Below are 15902 nucleotides of genomic sequence, written 5' to 3' on the forward strand. Positions count from 1 at the left end.
TCCTCCGCCCGCCTACGCTGGTGGCATGGATTCGGGGACGGGGACGGGGCGGGAAGCCGAGGCGGACACCGGCGGCGGCCTCGGCGCGGACACGGGTACGCATACGGGGACGCGTACCGGGGCGGATGCGGGGACGGGTACCGGAGCGGTGTGGACCGGGCTGCCCCGGGGACTGCTGCGGCTGCGGCGGCTGATCCTCGTGGGGACGCTGGTGCCGCTCGCCGCGGCGGCCGCGGCGGTGCTCTGGCCGCTGGCGGGACCGGGCTGGGCCGCGCTCGCGGCCGTACCGCTCCTGGCCCTCGGCTGCTGGGGCTGGTGGCTGCTGGAGCGCAACTGGCGCTCCTGGCGGTACGCGGAGCGCGCCGACGACCTGCTGCTCAGCCGCGGGGTGCTGTGGCGGGAGCTGACCGTCGTCCCGTACGGACGGATGCAGCTGGTCGAAGTCACCTCCGGGCCGCTCGAACGGCGCTTCGGGCTGGCGAGTGTGCAGCTGCACACGGCTGCCGCCGCCAGCGACGCCCGTATCCCCGGGCTGCTCCCCGAGGAGGCGTCGCGGCTGCGCGAACGTCTCACGGAGCTCGGCCAGGCCCGATCGGCCGGGCTGTGACGGGGGCGGAGGCGGTACGGCCGGTGGCGGCCGAGCCGGTGGAGCGGCGGCTGCACCCGGTCACACCGCTGCGCCGGGCCTGGGCGCCCGTCGCCGTCGTGGCGGGATTCGCGGTCCACGACCTGGACCAGGCCCACCAGTGGATCAGTCGGCTGTCAGTGGGGCCGGCGCTGACCGGCCTCGCCGTGCTGGTGCCGTCGGCCGCTGCCTATGGCTTCCTGTCCTGGTGGTTCACCCATTTCGCGGTCACCGACACCGAGCTGCGTATCCGCACCGGCCTTCTCTTCCGGCGCTCCGCGCACATCCGGCTGGACCGTCTGCAGGCCGTGGACGTCACCCAGCCGCTGCTGGCCCGCTTCATCGGTGTCGCCAAACTCAAGCTCGACGTCATCGGCACGGAGGACAAGGACGAGCTCGCCTTCCTGAGCGAGAAGGACGCGCGGGCACTGCGGGCCGAGCTGCTGGCACGGGCCGCGGGCATCGCGCCGGAGGCGGTGCGGGCCGCGGGCGAGGCGCCCGTACGGCAGCTGGTGCGGGTCGACCCGAAGACCCTCGCCCTGTCGCTGCTGCTGATGGCGGGCGTCTGGGGCGCCCTGGCGGCGGCGGCCGTCGGACCGCCGGTGGTGTGGCTGGTGAGCGACAGCCTGTGGGCGGCCCTCGCGGCCGCACTGCCCTTCCTGGGCGCGGTGTGGGCGAGCAGCGCCGGCCGCTACATCGCGGAGTACGACTGGACGGTGGGCGAGTCCCCGGACGGCCTCCGGCTCGACCACGGGCTGCTCGACCGCGAGCACGAGACGGTCCCGCCGGGGCGGGTGCAGACCGTACGGATCGTCGAGCCGCTGCTGTGGCGCCGGCGCGGGTGGGTCCGTGTCGAGCTGGATGTGGCCGGTTCCGACAACGGCGTGCTGCTGCCGGTCGCCGAACGGGCCGTCGCGGAAGAGATCATCGGCCGTGTCCTGCCGGGCGTCGATCTGCGTGCGGTGACGGCCGCACTGGAGCCGCCGCCGCGGCGTGCCCGCTGGTGCGTGCCGGTGTGGTGGCGCGGCCACGGCTTCGCGGCCGACGGGAAGGTCTTCGCGGCCCGGCACGGGTTGCTCGGCCGTTCGCTGGCCCTGGTCCCGCACGCGAAGGTGCAGAGCGTACGGCGCGCTCAGGGTCCGTGGGCGCGCCGGTATGGGCTGGCGGACGTCCATGTGGACACGGGCGCGAACAAGACGGTGACGGCCCGCCTCCGTGACGTCGGCGAGGCCGCCGGGATCACCGAGGCCCAGGCGGACCGCTCCCGGACGGGCCGCCGCGAGGCCCTCCCGGACCGCTGGCTGACGGAGAACCAGGCCTGAACGTCCCACCGCTGCCGACGACCGTGCTGGTCACGTGGGGCGCCGCCCGGTCAGCGCTGCGTACGGTCGCCGCTGCGTCCGATCATTCCGCCCTCACGCCGTTGTCCTCAGGCCGCGACACGATGAGCACGGCACCGGCGAGTGCTGCTCACCCGATGACGACCCGGTCCTGACGACGCCGGTGGTCGGGCCACGGCCGGGTCCGCCCATGCCGGTGGTCGGTTGCGGCCGTACCCACGCCGGTGGTCGGTTACGGCCGTGTACCTCCCACCCCGAGGTCCGAACCAGGGCGGTCCCTTACCGCCTCCGTCCGGTCACGACCCCACCCGGCTACGTCGAGACGTGTCACCAGCCGTGGCCGGCCACGGACCGGGATCGATCACGCATCTCGCTGTCCGGCAGGCCCGGCCGCCGTTCCGCCGCGACCCGCCTCCGACGGCTCCCGCGCGGCAACCGCCGGGTCCTCTCCCGCCACACCCACCGGCTGGACCAGCCAGCCGAACGCCCCCAGGCCCGCCGGGTCGGTGAGTTCCGCTGCCTCACCGGCCGAGCTCAGGGCCCGTAGATAGGCGGCGGGGTCGCTGGACGCGAGCAGGAGCGGTGGACGGCCGCCGGCCACGCCCAGGTCCCGGAGGGCATCGCGCTGCGTGATCAGTGCGGGTCCGGTGGGGCCACCGGGCAGCAGCGGGGTGGGTCCGGGTGCCCACGCGCGCGTGGCGGGTCGGGAGTCCGCCGCCCGCCCGTCCGGGTCCGTACCCGCCCCGGCTCCCGCCGCCTCCGCACACGCGTCGAGCGCCACATGCGCCGTTATGTCGCACGACCCGTCCGGTACGGGCCGGACCTCACGGCCGTCGCGGAAGCCCGTCAGCGTGCCGAAGGGCGGCCGGTCCGCGCGGGTGTGGGCGTAGTCGACGGCGACGGCGAGACCGCGGTGCAGACAGCGGACGGCCCGTGCCCACGCCTCGTCCCGCGGGCGGCCGATCTCCGCGCGCAGCCCCGGTTCCCCTGTCAGCGGCCACCAGCGGTTCAGCCACGCGGCGTCCTCGTCCGAGACGGCCCCGCCCGTGGTCTCCGCGCCGTCCGCCCGGACCAGCACATACCGGAGCGTGCCGTCCGTCCCCGTCTCGGCGATGTCCACGGGCACGTTGTCCAGCCACTCGTTCGCGAACACCAGCCCTGTCACGGACCCCGCCTCCGGGAGCTCACCGCGCCAGTCGATGCGCCGGTCGAGCCCCGCCGGCCGCGCCGAGCGCTCCACGGCGCACGGCCGCAGCCGTGCGCGCAGGTTCCGGTCCGCCGCCGCCAGGACGCCTTCCAGCAGCTCACCTCGGCCCGCCCCGACATCCACCAGCGCCAGCTCGTCCGGCCCGCCCAGCGCCCGGTCCACCCGGCGCAGCAGCTCGGCGACGGCCGAGGCGAAGAGCGGGGACGCGTGCACGGAGGTACGGAAGTGGCTCGCGGGCCGCTCCCGTACGAAGAAGCCCTCCGCGCCGTAGAGCGCCTCTTCGGCCGCTTCTCGCCAGCCCCGCCACCGTCCCGTGTCGCTCACCACGCCCCCACCGTAGGGGCGAGGGCGTACGCCGGATCCATCCACCTTGCGGAGTACGCCTCCGGCGCAGGATCGGCCCTCCGGTTGACCCCTGCACGTATGTGCCATACCTACGCTGGGTGACGTGCAGCGCCTCTACGCCTTCCTCCGCAGGCATCCGACGGAGGTCGATACTCTCTGGGCCGTCCTCCTGCTCGGGCCCAGCAGCCTGTGGATGCTGCAGGACGGCCTCGGCCGGGGGCAGCGGATCGCGGCGGTCGTCATCACGCTCGCGCTGTGCACCGTGATCTCCCAGCGCCGCCGTGCCCCGGAGAGGGCGCTGCTGCTGGCGGCCGGAGCGGGCGTCGCCCAGCTGGTCACGGACGTCGGGAAGTTCCCGGCCGACTTCGCGATGCTGGTGGCCATCTACACCGCGGCCGCCAACGGTGCCCTCTGGGCCTCCCGTTTCGCTCTCATCGGCGGCCTCACCGCCCCGACGATCGCCAACCTCCGCTGGTCGGAGGGGTATATGAGCGGCTGGGAGCACACCGTCGCCACGGTCTTCATGACCGTCCCCTTCGCGCTCGCCTGGGTGCTCGGCGACTCGCTCCGCACCCGCCGCGCGTACTACGCACAGCTCGAGGAGCGCGCCGCGCGCCTGGAGAAGGAGCGGGAGGCGCAGTCGAAGATGGCCGTCGCCGCCGAGCGGGCCCGGATCGCCCGGGAGCTGCACGATGTGGTCGCCCACAATGTGTCGGTGATGGTCGTGCAGGCGGATGGTGCCGCGTACGTCCTCGACGCGGCGCCCGAGCAGGCCAAGCAGGCCCTGGAGACCATCTCCGGCACCGGCCGCCAGGCGCTCGCCGAGATGCGGCGGCTGCTCGGGGTGCTGCGCACGGGGGAGCCCGGGGAGGGCGGCGACTATGTGCCGCAGCCCGACGTCGGACAGCTCGACGACCTCATCGAGCAGGTGCGGGGCGCGGGGCTCGCCGTGGACTTCAAGGTCGAGGGCAGCCCGCGGCCGCTGCCCAGCGGCGTCGAGCTGACCGCGTACCGGATCGTGCAGGAGGCGCTCACCAACACCCGTAAGCACGGCGGCCCGGAAGCCGGTGCGATCGTCCGCCTCACCTACGGCGACGCCGAACTGGACCTGCTCGTCGAGGACGACGGGCGAGGGGCGCAGCAGGAGCTGTACCAGGAGGGCGGCGCGGACGGCCTCGGCCATGGGCTGATCGGGATGCGGGAGCGCGTCGGTATGGTCGGCGGTCGGCTCGACGCGGGGCCGCGACCGGGAGGGGGATTCCGGATCAGCGCGGTGCTGCCGTTGAAGCCGGCCCACTGACCCGGGTCCGGGTGCGGGCGCGCTGCCCGTCGGCCCGCGACCGCATGACCGTACGACCGAACACCGGCGACGTCGGCGACAACGGCGACCCGCCCGGACGAACCCGCGGCCGGAAGACCGGCCCACCACGGTTCAACTGCCCAGCCACGAAGGCACGAAGGCACGAAAGGGAAACATCGCAGATGTCGATCCGCGTGATGCTCGTCGATGACCAGGTGCTGCTGCGCACCGGGTTCCGCATGGTGCTGCAGGCGCAGCCCGACATGGAGGTCGTCGCCGAGGCCGGGGACGGCACGGAGGCCCTGGAGGTGCTGCGCGGCACGACTGTGGACGTCGTCCTCATGGACGTCCGGATGCCGAGGATGGACGGGGTGGAGTCGACCCGCCGTATCTGCGCCGGCTCCGGCCGGGACGGCACCGGCGCCCCGCGCGTTCTGATCCTGACCACGTTCGACCTCGACGAGTACGCCTTCTCCGCACTGAAGGTCGGCGCCAGCGGCTTCATGCTCAAGGACGTGCCGCCGGCCGAGCTGCTGGCCGCGATCCGTGCCGTGCACAGCGGGGACGCCGTGGTGGCGCCCAGCACGACCCGCCGGCTCCTGGACCGCTTCAGCCCCATGCTTCCGAGCGCCGGTTCGGAACCTGCGCTCACCGGGCTGAAGAGGCTGACCGAACGGGAGCGGGAGGTGCTGCTCCTGGTCGCGCAGGGCCTGTCGAACGGCGAGATCGCGGCGCGGCTCGTCCTCTCCGAGGCCACGGTGAAGACGCATGTGGGCCGTATCCTCGCCAAACTCGACCTGAGGGACCGGGTGCAGGCGGTGGTGCTGGCGTACGAGACGGGGCTCGTCCGGGCGGGCGGCGGGGGCGCCCCGTAGCGGCTCCGCGCTCGGGCGCCCGCGGTCAGCACCCCTGCACCGCCGCCCTCTTCAGGAACGGGGCTATCCCGCTCCAGGAAGCCCGTGACCGCCTCCGCGACATCCGTCGCCGTCCATTCCAGCCCGGGTGCCGCCACGGTCACCTCCGTCGCCGCGAGGCCGGTACCGGTGCGTCGCCCCACACCCGGCACAGCGCCGTCCCGGTCTTCGCCGGCTGCCGCACCCCGGCTTCGTTCAGCACCTCCGCCCGGTGGGCAGCCACACCTGGAACTGAGGGGTGTGAGGGGGCTCCGGCTGGGATCCGGAAAACGGCCGTCAGGGCGTCCCGCAGCGCCTTCGCGACGACCTTGGCGTGGGCCACGTACTCAGGCAGCCGCGGCGGTTCCCGGTCCAGCCCGCCCGTCACGGGGCCGGCGGACTCCCGTGAGGCGTCTGTCCACAGGCGGTGGACAGCGCAGAATCCTCCGGAAACACTCGCGTAGCATGGCCAGGACACGTCCGGTACCCCTGGCGGACTGGAACGGAAGGCCGTCCCCGCGTGAACGCACCACATCACCCAGATCCCAAGGACCGCCCCGCGCGGCTCACTGTCGGCGTTGTCGGGGCGGGCCGTGTGGGGCCCGCGCTTGCCGCGTCCCTGCAGCTCGCCGGGCATCGCCCGGTCGCCGTGTCCGGGGTCTCCGACGCCTCTCTGCGGCGGGCCGCGGCCCTGCTTCCCGAGGTCCCCGTCGTACCGCCCGCCCAGGTCCTGGCCGATGCCGAGCTGGTGCTCCTCACCGTGCCCGACGACGCCCTCCCGGGCCTCGTCGAAGGGCTGGCCGAGACCGGCGCCGTACGCCCCGGGCAGCTGCTGGTGCACACCTCCGGCCGTTACGGCACCGCCGTCCTCGAACCTGCCCAGCGCGCCGGCGCCCTCCCCCTCGCCCTGCACCCCGCCATGACCTTCACCGGCACGGCCGTCGATGTGCAGCGGCTGGCCGGATGCTCCTTCGGGGTCACCGCGCCCGAGGAGCTGCGGCTGGCCGCCGAGGCGCTGGTCATCGAGATGGGCGGGGAGCCCGAGTGGATCGAGGAGGCGGCCCGCCCGCTCTACCACGCGGCCCTCGCACTCGGTGCGAACCACCTCGTCACCCTGGTCGCCCAGTCCATGGAACTGCTGCGTACAGCCGGTGTGGAGGCCCCCGACAGGATGCTGGGCCCGCTCCTCGGCGCCGCGCTGGACAACGCTCTGCGCTCCGGTGACGCCGCCCTCACGGGGCCTGTCGCCCGCGGTGACGCCGGCACGGTCGCGGCCCATATCGCGGAGCTGCGCGAGCACGCGCCCCAGGCCGTCGCCGGATACCTGGCGATGGCCCGTACGACCGCGGACCGCGCCCTCGCGCACGGGATGCTGAAGCCGGAGCTGGCGGAGGACCTGTTGGGTGTCCTCTCGGACGGAGGTCGCTGAGATGTTCGGCAAGCGCGCCGCGGTGAAGGAGCGCCAGGTCCATCTGGCGCGCACCCGCCGTGAACTCGAGGACGTCGAGGACGACTGGTTCGAGGACAACACCCGCACCGTCGTGGTGATGACGATGGGCGCCCTGCACGAGGGCCACGCCACGCTGATCCGTGAGGCCCGCCGCCGCGCGGGGCAGACGGGCATGGTCGTGGTGACCGTCTTCGTCAATCCGCTCCAGTTCGGCCCGAACGAGGACTTCGACCGCTACCCGCGGACCCTGGACGCGGATGTGGAGGTGTGCCGGGCGGCGGGCGCCGACGTGGTGTTCGCCCCGACCGTCGACACCGTCTACCCGCACGGACAGCCGCAGGTACGGATCGCCGCGGGCCCGATCGGCGAGCGTTGGGAAGGCGCCACCCGCCCGGGCCACTTCGACGGCATGCTCACCGTCGTCAACCGGCTCCTGGGGATCACCGGCGCCGACTACGCCGTCTTCGGCGAGAAGGACGCACAGCAACTGACGCTGATCCGGCGGATGGTGCTCGATCTGGGGCTGGATCAGGACGTAGAGATCATCGGCGTCCCCACGGTCCGGGAATCGGACGGCCTCGCGCTCTCCAGCCGCAACCGCTACCTCTCCGGGGAGGAGCGGAAAACGGCGCTCTCACTGTCCCGGGCGCTGTTCGCGGCCCGTGAGGCGGGACGGCTCGCCGCGGGCGGCGTCGCCGTACCGGAGGAGGGGGGCGGCGACGACCTCGTACCGCCCGACCCGAGCGCCGCACAGCCGGACCCGAGCGGTGCCGTCGCACAGCCGGACGCGGGCGGCGCCGTCGCACCCACGCACGCGGGAGGTGGCGTGGACCGCTCCGCCCGCGCCGACGGTTCCGGCGCCCCCGCGGCCGTCGCCGACCCCGATGCCGTACGCGCCGCCGGGCAGGCCGTCCTCGACGAGGCGGCCCGCCTCGACCCGCCGCTCGACGTCGACTATCTGGCGCTGGTCGACGCCGCCGACTTCACCGACGTCCCGCCGGACTTCCGCGGGGAGGCCGTGCTGGCGGTGGCGGCCAAGGTCGGTACGACGCGCCTGATCGACAACGTCCGTCTGCAGTTCGGAGCCGCCCGATGAGGCCTCACCCCACCCCGCAGCGAGGCCTGGCGGCCGTCGCGCCCCTGACCGCGGCGGCGCCCGCCTTCTCCTGGAGCGATCGATGACCGCCGCCCACATACCCCCGGCCGCACCCGAGGCGCATCCGCTCACCCTGCGTGCCCCCGCGCCCGGCTGGGCCATCGAGGCCGATGTGGTCGTCGTGGGATCCGGTGTCGCCGGTCTCACCGCGGCGCTGCGCTGTGCCGCCGCCGGCCGGAGGACCGTCGTCGTGACGAAGGCGCGGCTCGACGACGGCTCCACCCGCTGGGCACAGGGAGGCATCGCCGCCGCGCTCGGCGAGGGCGACACCCCCGAACAGCACCTCGACGACACCCTGGTCGCGGGCGCGGGGCTCTGTGACGAGCGGGCCGTACGCACCCTGGTCACCGAAGGACCCGACGCCGTACGGCGGTTGATCGCGACGGGCGCGCACTTCGACACGTCCGAGGAGACCGGTGAGATCGCGCTGACCCGTGAAGGGGGCCACCACCGGCGCCGGATAGCGCACGCGGGGGGCGACGCGACGGGTGCGGAGATCTCCCGGGCGCTCGTCGAAGCCGTGCGCGACGCCGGAGCCGCTCCCGACGCGTCCGACGAGGGACGGGGGAGGATCGAGACCGTCGAGAACGCCCTCGTCCTGGATCTGCTCACCGACGACGAGGGCCGTACCGCGGGCGTCAGCCTGCACGTCATGGGGGAGGGGCAGCGCGACGGCGTCGGGGCCGTCCACGCCCGCGCCGTCGTCCTCGCCACCGGGGGCATGGGGCAGGTCTTCTCCGCCACGACCAACCCCGCTGTCTCCACCGGAGACGGTGTGGCCCTCGCGCTGCGTGCCGGAGCCGAGGTGAGCGACCTCGAATTCGTCCAGTTCCACCCCACCGTCCTCTACCTGGGCCGGGACGCCGAGGGACAGCAGCCGCTGGTCTCCGAGGCCGTCCGCGGCGAAGGCGCGTACCTCGTCGACGCGGACGGTGAACGCTTCATGCGCGGTCAGCACGAGCTGGCCGAGCTGGCCCCCCGCGACATCGTCGCCAAGGGGATCATGCGGCGTATGCAGGAGCAGGGCGTCGACCACATGTATCTGGATGCCCGTCACTTCGGTGCCCGGATGTGGGAGAACCGCTTCCCCACCATCCTCGCCGCCTGCCGCGCCCATGGCATCGACCCGGTGACCGAGCCCATCCCGGTCGCGCCCGCCGCGCACTATGCGTCCGGTGGCGTACGGACCGATCTGCGCGGACGTACGACCGTCCCCGGTCTCTACGCGTGCGGCGAAGTCGCCTGCACCGGGGTGCACGGCGCGAACCGCCTCGCCTCCAACTCCCTCCTCGAAGGCCTGGTCTTCGCCGAGCGCATCGCCGCCGACATCACTTCCGACGGTGCTTCGGGTGCGGGTGCGGACCGGGCGGCGGCCTCCGCACGGGAGACGCCGCCTGCCGGGAGCGGCCCGGGAGCGGAGCACGCGGATCACCCGGCGTCCTCCGCACCGGAAGCGGCCTCCGAGACCCCCGCCACGGTCCCGGCGACCGGCGAGCGCGGCTCCGGTCACGCCTCCGGCGGGCACTCGGCCCTACCCCTCCTCGGCCTGGAGTCCCGCTTCGTGATCCAGCGGATCATGACCAACGGGGCGGGCGTCCTCCGCAGCGCCGACAGTCTCGCGTCGGCGGCTCTGGCCCTGGACGCCCTGCACACCGAGGCCGTGGCAGACCTGGGCCGGGACGGGAAGACCGCCGAACCCTGTGTCGAGACCTGGGAGGCCACGAACCTCCTGCTCGTCTCGCGGGTTCTGGTCGCCATGGCCCGCCGGCGCGAGGAGACCCGCGGCTGCCACTGGCGCGAGGACCACCCCGACCGCGACGACGAGCGCTGGCGCCGCCACCTGGCGGCGCGGCTCACTCCGTCGGCAGAACTGGTGATCAGCACCACAGGAACGGCAGACTTCCCGCCGGTGACCCCGCCGCCGGGCGCCGACGACGGAACCGCGGACCGGGACAGGCCCACGCCCGCTCCGGCCACCACCCCGCAGCAGGCAGCCGGACGGCGTTCTCCGCTGTCCCATCGGACCGACCCATCAACCCCGCGAGGGAGTCGTAAAACGTGAGCACCGCCGACGACCGTCCACAGCCTGTGGACCTCCCCCTGCTCCAGATCGGCGGCCCCCCGGCCGACGACGGCCTGTCCAGTGGAGGCGGAGGCTGCGGTGACGTCTGCGGCTGCGAGGGGGACGACGACGCCTTCGGCCTCGACCCGATGGAGTGCGGTCTCGACCCCTCTCTCGCGGAACTGCTCGTGGACGCGGGCCTCGACCCGGTCCAGATCGAGGACATCGCGCATATGGCGATCGAGGAGGACCTCGACCACGGGGTGGACGTGACCACGGTCGCCACCATCCCCGAGGACGCCGTCGCCACCGGGGACTTCACGGCCCGCGAGGCAGGTACGGTGGCGGGCCTGCGCATCGCGGAGGCGATCCTCTCCGTCGTCTGCACCGACGAGTTCGAGGTCGAGCGGCACGTCGAGGACGGCGACCGCGTCGTGCCCGGCCAGAAGCTGCTGTCCGTCCGTACCCGCACCCGCGACCTCCTCACCGGCGAGCGCAGCGCCCTCAACCTGCTCTGCCGTCTGTCCGGCATCGCCACCGCCACGCGCGCGTGGGCCGACGTCCTGGAAGGCACCGGCGCGGCCGTCCGCGACACCCGTAAGACCACGCCGGGCCTGCGCTCCCTGGAGAAGTACGCGGTCCGCTGCGGCGGCGGCGTCAACCACCGGATGTCGCTGTCCGACGCCGCGCTGATCAAGGACAACCACGTCGTCGCCGCGGGCGGGGTCGCGGCGGCCTTCAAGGCCGTACGGACAGAGTTCCCGGACGTGCCCATCGAGGTCGAGGTGGACCGCCTCGACCAGATCGAGCCCGTGCTCCGGGAAGGCGCGGATCTCATCCTGCTCGACAACTTCTCCCCGGAGGGGACGCGCGAGGCCGTCGAGCTCGTCGCGGGCCGGGCCCGTCTGGAGTCCTCCGGCCGCCTCACCCTCCGGACCGCCCGCGACTACGCGGAGACCGGGGTCGACTACCTCGCCGTCGGCGCGCTCACCCACTCCTCGCCGATCCTCGACATCGGCCTGGACCTGTGCGAGGAGCAGGGCTGATGCTGCTCACCATCGATGTCGGCAACACCCACACCGTCCTCGGCCTGTTCGACGGCGAGGAGATCGTCGAGCACTGGCGCATCTCCACCGAGGCCCGCCGCACCGCCGACGAACACGCCGTGCTCCTCCAGGGCCTGATGGGTATGCACCCCCTGCTGGGGGACGAGCTGGGCGACGGCATCGACGGCATCTCCATCTGTTCGACGGTTCCCTCCGTCCTCCACGAGCTGCGCGAGGTCACCCGCCGTTACTACGGCGACGTCCCCGCCGTCCTCGTCGAACCGGGCGTCAAGACCGGCGTCCCGATCCTCATGGACAACCCGAAGGAGGTCGGGGCCGACCGGATCATCAACGCCCTGGCGGCCATCGAGCTCTACGGCGGCCCGTGCGTCGTCGTCGACTTCGGTACGGCCACGACGTTCGACGCGGTCTCGGCCCGCGGTGAGTACGTCGGTGGTGTGATCTCGCCCGGTATCGAGATCTCCGTGGACGCCCTGGGTGTGCGCGGTGCCCAGCTGCGCAAGATCGAACTGGCCCGCCCGCGCAGCGTGATCGGCAAGAACACCGTCGAGGCCATGCAGTCCGGCATCCTCTACGGCTTCGCGGGCCAGGTCGACGGCGTCGTGGAGCGCATGGCGCGCGAACTCGCCGATGACCCGGACGAGGTCACCGTGATCGCCACCGGCGGCCTCGCGCCGATGGTGCTCGGCGAGTCCTCGGTCATCGACGAGCACGAGCCCTGGCTGACGCTCATCGGGCTCCGCCTGGTCTACCAGCGCAACGTGTCCCGCAGTTAGGCCCTGGTCCGGCGACCGTGCCGACCGTTGGTGCCTGGGGTGGCTGGGGTGGCTGGGGTGACTGAGGAGGTGGCTGGGGATGTCTGGGTGCTTGTTGCCCAGGGTGTCCACGGCGCTCCGACCGGCCGGCGGGCCCTCGGGGCAGCCCGAGTACGCCCTTGGCCTTTCGGCAGGCCCCGCCCCGTTGGCCTTTCGGCAGGCCCCGCCGCGCCGGGCGGCTCCTTAGCCGGGCAGCGGTCGGCCGGAGGGCTGCCCGCCCCGTACGACCGCCAGCAGTGTCGCTCCGATCGCTGTGGGCTCGGCGGCGAACCACCTGTGCCGGGCTGCCGCGGCGGGGGTCGTCGCCGCCCGCGGGCGCCACAGCCCTGCGCCGCATCAGCGATCTCCGCTCGACCCGCCCCGCCCAGGGGGCGGCCGACACCCCCGACGTGCTGCGCTATGAGAAATTTGTCCGCTTAGCACTTAAAGTCGGTCCATGCCCACGCCCTACGGTTCCCGCGGTGCCATGGCGTTCAGCGCAGACGAGTTGCGCGTCCTGCGCCGCGCCCTCGCGCTCGCCCTGCAGCCCGCCTCCGCTCCCCTCGGACCCGGCCGGGAGGGGGAGGTGCAGGAGCTGTTCCGGCTCGCCGAAGCCGTGGACGAGGCGGTCCGTGAGGGCGGGAGGCTGCGCGCCTTTCTCATCGCCGACCTCGCCCGCTACCGCGCCGCCCTCCCCGGCGCCGCCGGCGGCTATGTGGAGCGGCTCCAGGACGCCCTGTCGGCCGGCTATATCCCCGGCGCCGAGGATCTCGCCGCACTGCGCGGACTCTGCGCGGCCCCGGCCGGACCGGCCGCGGGAGCCGAGGGCGAGGGCCGGCGTGTGCTGCTGCACCGCTGCGAGGTGCTGGCCGAGCAGGCCCTGCGTGCCCGGCTCGTACGCCAGGCCCCGGCCCGCCCTGCGGAAGACACGGTCCGCCTGGTCGCTCTGCCCGGCGGACGGGCGGCGGCCGACGAGCCGTCCAAGCCCAAGCCCAAGCCGGGGCCCGGCCCCAAGCCGAAGTCCGAACCGAAGTCCGAACCGAAGGCCGAACCCGAGTCCGAACCGAAGGGTGAGCCGAGGCGCGAGCCCAAGGGCGAGCCCAAGGCCGAGCCGAAGCCCCAACGCAAGCCGGGGCCGGAGAAGACTCCCGGCGAGCCGTCCCCGGCCGAGCCTCCCGGGCGTCCGGTGCCCACGCCTGCCGAGGTGTTCCCGCCGCGCCGCCGCCCCCAGGGGCCGCCGCATCACGGCCTGGAGCGGTTGGCCGCCGGCTGACTGGCTACTCTGGAGTCATGGAATACGTCTCCGCGCTTCTGCCCCCCATGGTGATGGCCATTGCCTTCATCGCGCTGGTCGTGACGATCGTGAAGAGCCAGGGCGGTGCCAACAAAGCCAAGGAGGATGCCGCGGTGGACGCCGCGCTCTCCCGCGCCGAGGCGGCGCACCCGCAGGCTTCGAACAGCGGCGACGCTCGGACCTGAGCACCCGATCACCCGATCACCAACAGGGCGTACGACTGGGAACATCCGTCCCGGGCGTACGCCTTTTCGCTGGGAAAATCAACCGGCATTCTGGACATCTGCCACTATTATTCCAATGTGCCTCGACGATTGGGTGACCTGGAAGACGCCGTGATGACGCGGGTGTGGCAGTGGAACCGCCCGGTCACCGTTCGAGAAGTGCTGGAAGACCTTCAGCAGGAACGCACCATCGCCTACACGACGGTCATGACCGTTATGGACAACCTGTATCAGAAGGGCTGGGTGCGGAGGGAAGCGGAAGGCCGCGCCTATCGATATGAGGCGGTCTCCACCCGCGCCGCGTACTCCGCGGCACTCATGAACGAGGCCTGGTCCACCAGTGACAACCCCGCCGCCGCACTAGTCGCCTTCTTCGGCATGATGTCGGCGGAACAGCGGGAAGCCCTGCGGGACGCCATGCGCGTCGTACAACTCGACGATCCCGATGGCGGGCCGGGAGACGCGGAGCGATAGCGTCCCCACATGTCCCCAGTATCAAAAGAGGTCACAGTCCGCCGGGCCAGGACGAGCGATGTACCCGCGCTCCGCCGTCTCATCGACGCGTACGTGCCCGAGGGGATCCTGCTCGACAAAGCGATGGTGACCCTTTACGAGGACATCCAGGAGTTCTGGGTGGCCGAGCGCGACGACGACGGCGAAGTCGTCGGTTGCGGTGCACTCCATGTGATGTGGGAAGACCTCGCGGAGGTACGGACGCTGGCGGTTGATCCGGCGTTGAAGGGAACCGGAGTCGGGCACCAGGTGCTGGCGAAGCTGCTGCAGACCGCACGCTGGCTCGGTGTCCGGCGCATTTTCTGCCTCACCTTCGAACTCGACTTCTTCGCGAAGCACGGCTTCGTGGAGATCGGGGAGACGCCGGTCGATGGTGATGTCTACAGCGAGCTGCTGCGTTCCTATGACGAGGGTGTGGCCGAGTTCCTCGGTCTCGAACGGGTGAAGCCGAACACCCTCGGCAACAGCCGGATGCTTCTGCATCTGTGAACGAGAGAGCTCTATGTCCGAAACGCGTATGTTTCCCGCGTGGATGCACTGCTGAACCTCACCCAGGGGTTTGTGTTTTTTCGAGAAAGGCGGTTTCCTTTCCGCGTACCGCTTTTTTCGATGAAAGGAAATCCAGTGGCACAGAAGGTTCAGGTCCTTCTTGTCGACGACCTCGACGGTGGCGAGGCGGACGAGACCGTGACGTTCGCGCTGGACGGCAAGACCTACGAGATCGATCTCACCACCGACAACGCGGACAAGCTCCGCGGGCTGCTGGAGCCGTACGCCAAGAGCGGGCGTCGCACCGGTGGCCGCGCCGCGGCCGGCCGGAGCAAGGCGCGCTCGGCGTCGGGCGGCGGCCAGGACACCGCGAAGATCCGCGCCTGGGCGAAGGAGAACGGCTACGAGGTCAACGACCGAGGCCGCGTTCCCGCCACCGTGCGCGAGGCATACGAGAAGGCGAACGGCTGAGCGCTCGCGGCGCGCAGCAACCGGGCCCGGTGGCACTCCGTCGCCGCCGTGCCCACGATCCGTACGAGATCAGGGGCGCCTGTGTCGCCCCCGCCGCGGGACCCGCCCCCAAGGGTCACCGCGGGCAGTGCCGGCTCCACCTCGCACCCCGGCTCGGGGGGCCGCAGCCACACCGGCCACGTCCGGCCGTCGGCGGCCTCCCGCGAGCCCGTCGGCAGCGGTGCGGGCATCCGGTCGCCGGGGCCGAGGGCGACCAGGTCCAGGGCGATTCCGCCCCACTCCAGCCAGTCGAGCAGCTCCGGCAGCCGCTCCGCAGTGCCCGGAGCGACCAGCATGCGCATGCTCTGCCCGTGGAGGGCCACCGGACCGGTGCGCGGTACGCGTCGCAGCACGGCGAAGCCGGCATCCGCGGGCATCTCCAGAACGTCGAATTCCGTCCCGATGGGCAGCTCCACGGGGCCGCCCCCGACGGACTCGGCTGCCGCGGTGGTCGCGGCCGTCGCCCAGCCGAGCCCGCGCTCGTACCAGCGCCGTACGGAGTCGTCGTCGGCCCGTGCTTCGAGCGGCCGACGGGGGCGGGGGAATGCAGGGTGGCCGGGGTGGGGGAATGCAGGGTGGCCGGGGTGGGGGAATGCAGGGTGGCCGGGGTCGAGGAATGCAGGGCGGCCGGGG

Annotated in this window: 16 protein-coding genes and 1 pseudogene; 14 read left to right on the plus strand and 3 right to left on the minus strand. The window is 72.8% G+C overall.

Features of this window, described 5'->3' with window-relative positions:
• Positions 1-25 precede the first annotated feature (25 nt).
• Positions 26-607: a PH domain-containing protein gene (locus ACTWQE_RS17970; protein ID WP_443329966.1), complete on the plus strand. Its 582-nt coding sequence runs from the start codon at positions 26-28 to the stop codon at positions 605-607.
• Complete coding sequence (locus tag ACTWQE_RS17975; RefSeq protein ID WP_443329967.1) at positions 604-1947, plus strand: PH domain-containing protein; 1344 nt, start codon at positions 604-606, stop codon at positions 1945-1947. The genes ACTWQE_RS17970 and ACTWQE_RS17975 overlap by 4 nt, the downstream gene beginning before the upstream one ends.
• 379 nt (positions 1948-2326) lie before the next feature.
• Here the strand turns inward: ACTWQE_RS17975 and ACTWQE_RS17980 are convergent, their stop codons facing one another.
• Positions 2327-3496, minus strand: coding sequence for an SAM-dependent methyltransferase (locus tag ACTWQE_RS17980; protein ID WP_443329987.1), 1170 nt, complete (start codon positions 3494-3496; stop codon positions 2327-2329).
• 124 nt (positions 3497-3620) lie between these two features.
• On the opposite strand from ACTWQE_RS17980, the gene ACTWQE_RS17985 reads away from it, so the two are divergent.
• On the plus strand, positions 3621-4817 hold the full coding sequence (locus ACTWQE_RS17985) for a sensor histidine kinase (protein ID WP_443329968.1): 1197 nt from the start codon (positions 3621-3623) through the stop codon (positions 4815-4817).
• A gap of 182 nt (positions 4818-4999) precedes the next feature.
• The gene (locus ACTWQE_RS17990; RefSeq protein ID WP_443329969.1) at positions 5000-5692 is read left to right on the plus strand and encodes a response regulator; all 693 of its coding nucleotides are present in this window, start codon (positions 5000-5002) and stop codon (positions 5690-5692) included.
• Between the two features lie 68 nt (positions 5693-5760).
• On the opposite strand, the pseudogene ACTWQE_RS17995 reads toward ACTWQE_RS17990, so the two are convergent.
• A pseudogene (locus tag ACTWQE_RS17995) lies at positions 5761-6089 on the minus strand (threonine aldolase); the annotation flags it as partial.
• A gap of 141 nt (positions 6090-6230) precedes the next feature.
• On the opposite strand from ACTWQE_RS17995, the gene ACTWQE_RS18000 reads away from it, so the two are divergent.
• The 10 genes from ACTWQE_RS18000 (at position 6231) to ACTWQE_RS18045 (ending at position 15230) form a co-directional block, all read left to right on the plus strand.
• On the plus strand, positions 6231-7139 hold the full coding sequence (locus ACTWQE_RS18000; RefSeq protein ID WP_443329970.1) for a Rossmann-like and DUF2520 domain-containing protein: 909 nt from the start codon (positions 6231-6233) through the stop codon (positions 7137-7139).
• Position 7140: 1 nt separating this feature from the next.
• Positions 7141-8256, plus strand: coding sequence for a pantoate--beta-alanine ligase (panC, locus tag ACTWQE_RS18005; RefSeq protein WP_443329988.1), 1116 nt, complete (start codon positions 7141-7143; stop codon positions 8254-8256).
• An 82-nt stretch (positions 8257-8338) separates the two neighbouring features.
• Positions 8339-10378, plus strand: coding sequence for an L-aspartate oxidase (locus ACTWQE_RS18010; protein WP_443329971.1), 2040 nt, complete (start codon positions 8339-8341; stop codon positions 10376-10378).
• Positions 10375-11424 (plus strand): carboxylating nicotinate-nucleotide diphosphorylase, encoded by a 1050-nt coding sequence (nadC, locus tag ACTWQE_RS18015; RefSeq protein ID WP_443329972.1) that lies wholly within the window; start codon positions 10375-10377, stop codon positions 11422-11424. Before ACTWQE_RS18010 ends, nadC begins: the two co-directional genes overlap by 4 nt.
• Complete coding sequence (locus ACTWQE_RS18020; RefSeq protein ID WP_443329973.1) at positions 11424-12221, plus strand: type III pantothenate kinase; 798 nt, start codon at positions 11424-11426, stop codon at positions 12219-12221. Before nadC ends, ACTWQE_RS18020 begins: the two co-directional genes overlap by 1 nt.
• Positions 12222-12696: 475 nt before the next feature.
• Positions 12697-13512, plus strand: a complete 816-nt coding sequence (locus ACTWQE_RS18025) for a hypothetical protein (RefSeq protein WP_443329974.1) — start codon at positions 12697-12699, stop codon at positions 13510-13512.
• A gap of 17 nt (positions 13513-13529) precedes the next feature.
• Positions 13530-13718 carry a hypothetical protein gene (locus ACTWQE_RS18030; protein WP_443329975.1) on the plus strand — a complete coding sequence of 63 codons (189 nt, stop codon included), beginning with the start codon at positions 13530-13532 and terminating at the stop codon, positions 13716-13718.
• Positions 13719-13835: 117 nt separating this feature from the next.
• Positions 13836-14231: a BlaI/MecI/CopY family transcriptional regulator gene (locus ACTWQE_RS18035; protein WP_443329976.1), complete on the plus strand. Its 396-nt coding sequence runs from the start codon at positions 13836-13838 to the stop codon at positions 14229-14231.
• A gap of 9 nt (positions 14232-14240) precedes the next feature.
• Positions 14241-14759 (plus strand): amino-acid N-acetyltransferase, encoded by a 519-nt coding sequence (locus ACTWQE_RS18040; RefSeq protein ID WP_443329977.1) that lies wholly within the window; start codon positions 14241-14243, stop codon positions 14757-14759.
• A 135-nt stretch (positions 14760-14894) separates the two neighbouring features.
• Entirely contained in the window at positions 14895-15230 is a 336-nt protein-coding gene (locus ACTWQE_RS18045; RefSeq protein ID WP_443329978.1) for a histone-like nucleoid-structuring protein Lsr2, read from the plus strand.
• Here ACTWQE_RS18045 and ACTWQE_RS18050 read toward each other — a convergent pair.
• On the minus strand, positions 15161-15902 hold a 742-nt coding region (locus tag ACTWQE_RS18050; RefSeq protein ID WP_443329979.1), incomplete at its 5' end, for an SCO3374 family protein. The genes ACTWQE_RS18045 and ACTWQE_RS18050 overlap by 70 nt on opposite strands.

The organism is Streptomyces sp. 8N706, assembly GCF_052245415.1.
GTDB lineage: Bacteria > Actinomycetota > Actinomycetes > Streptomycetales > Streptomycetaceae > Streptomyces.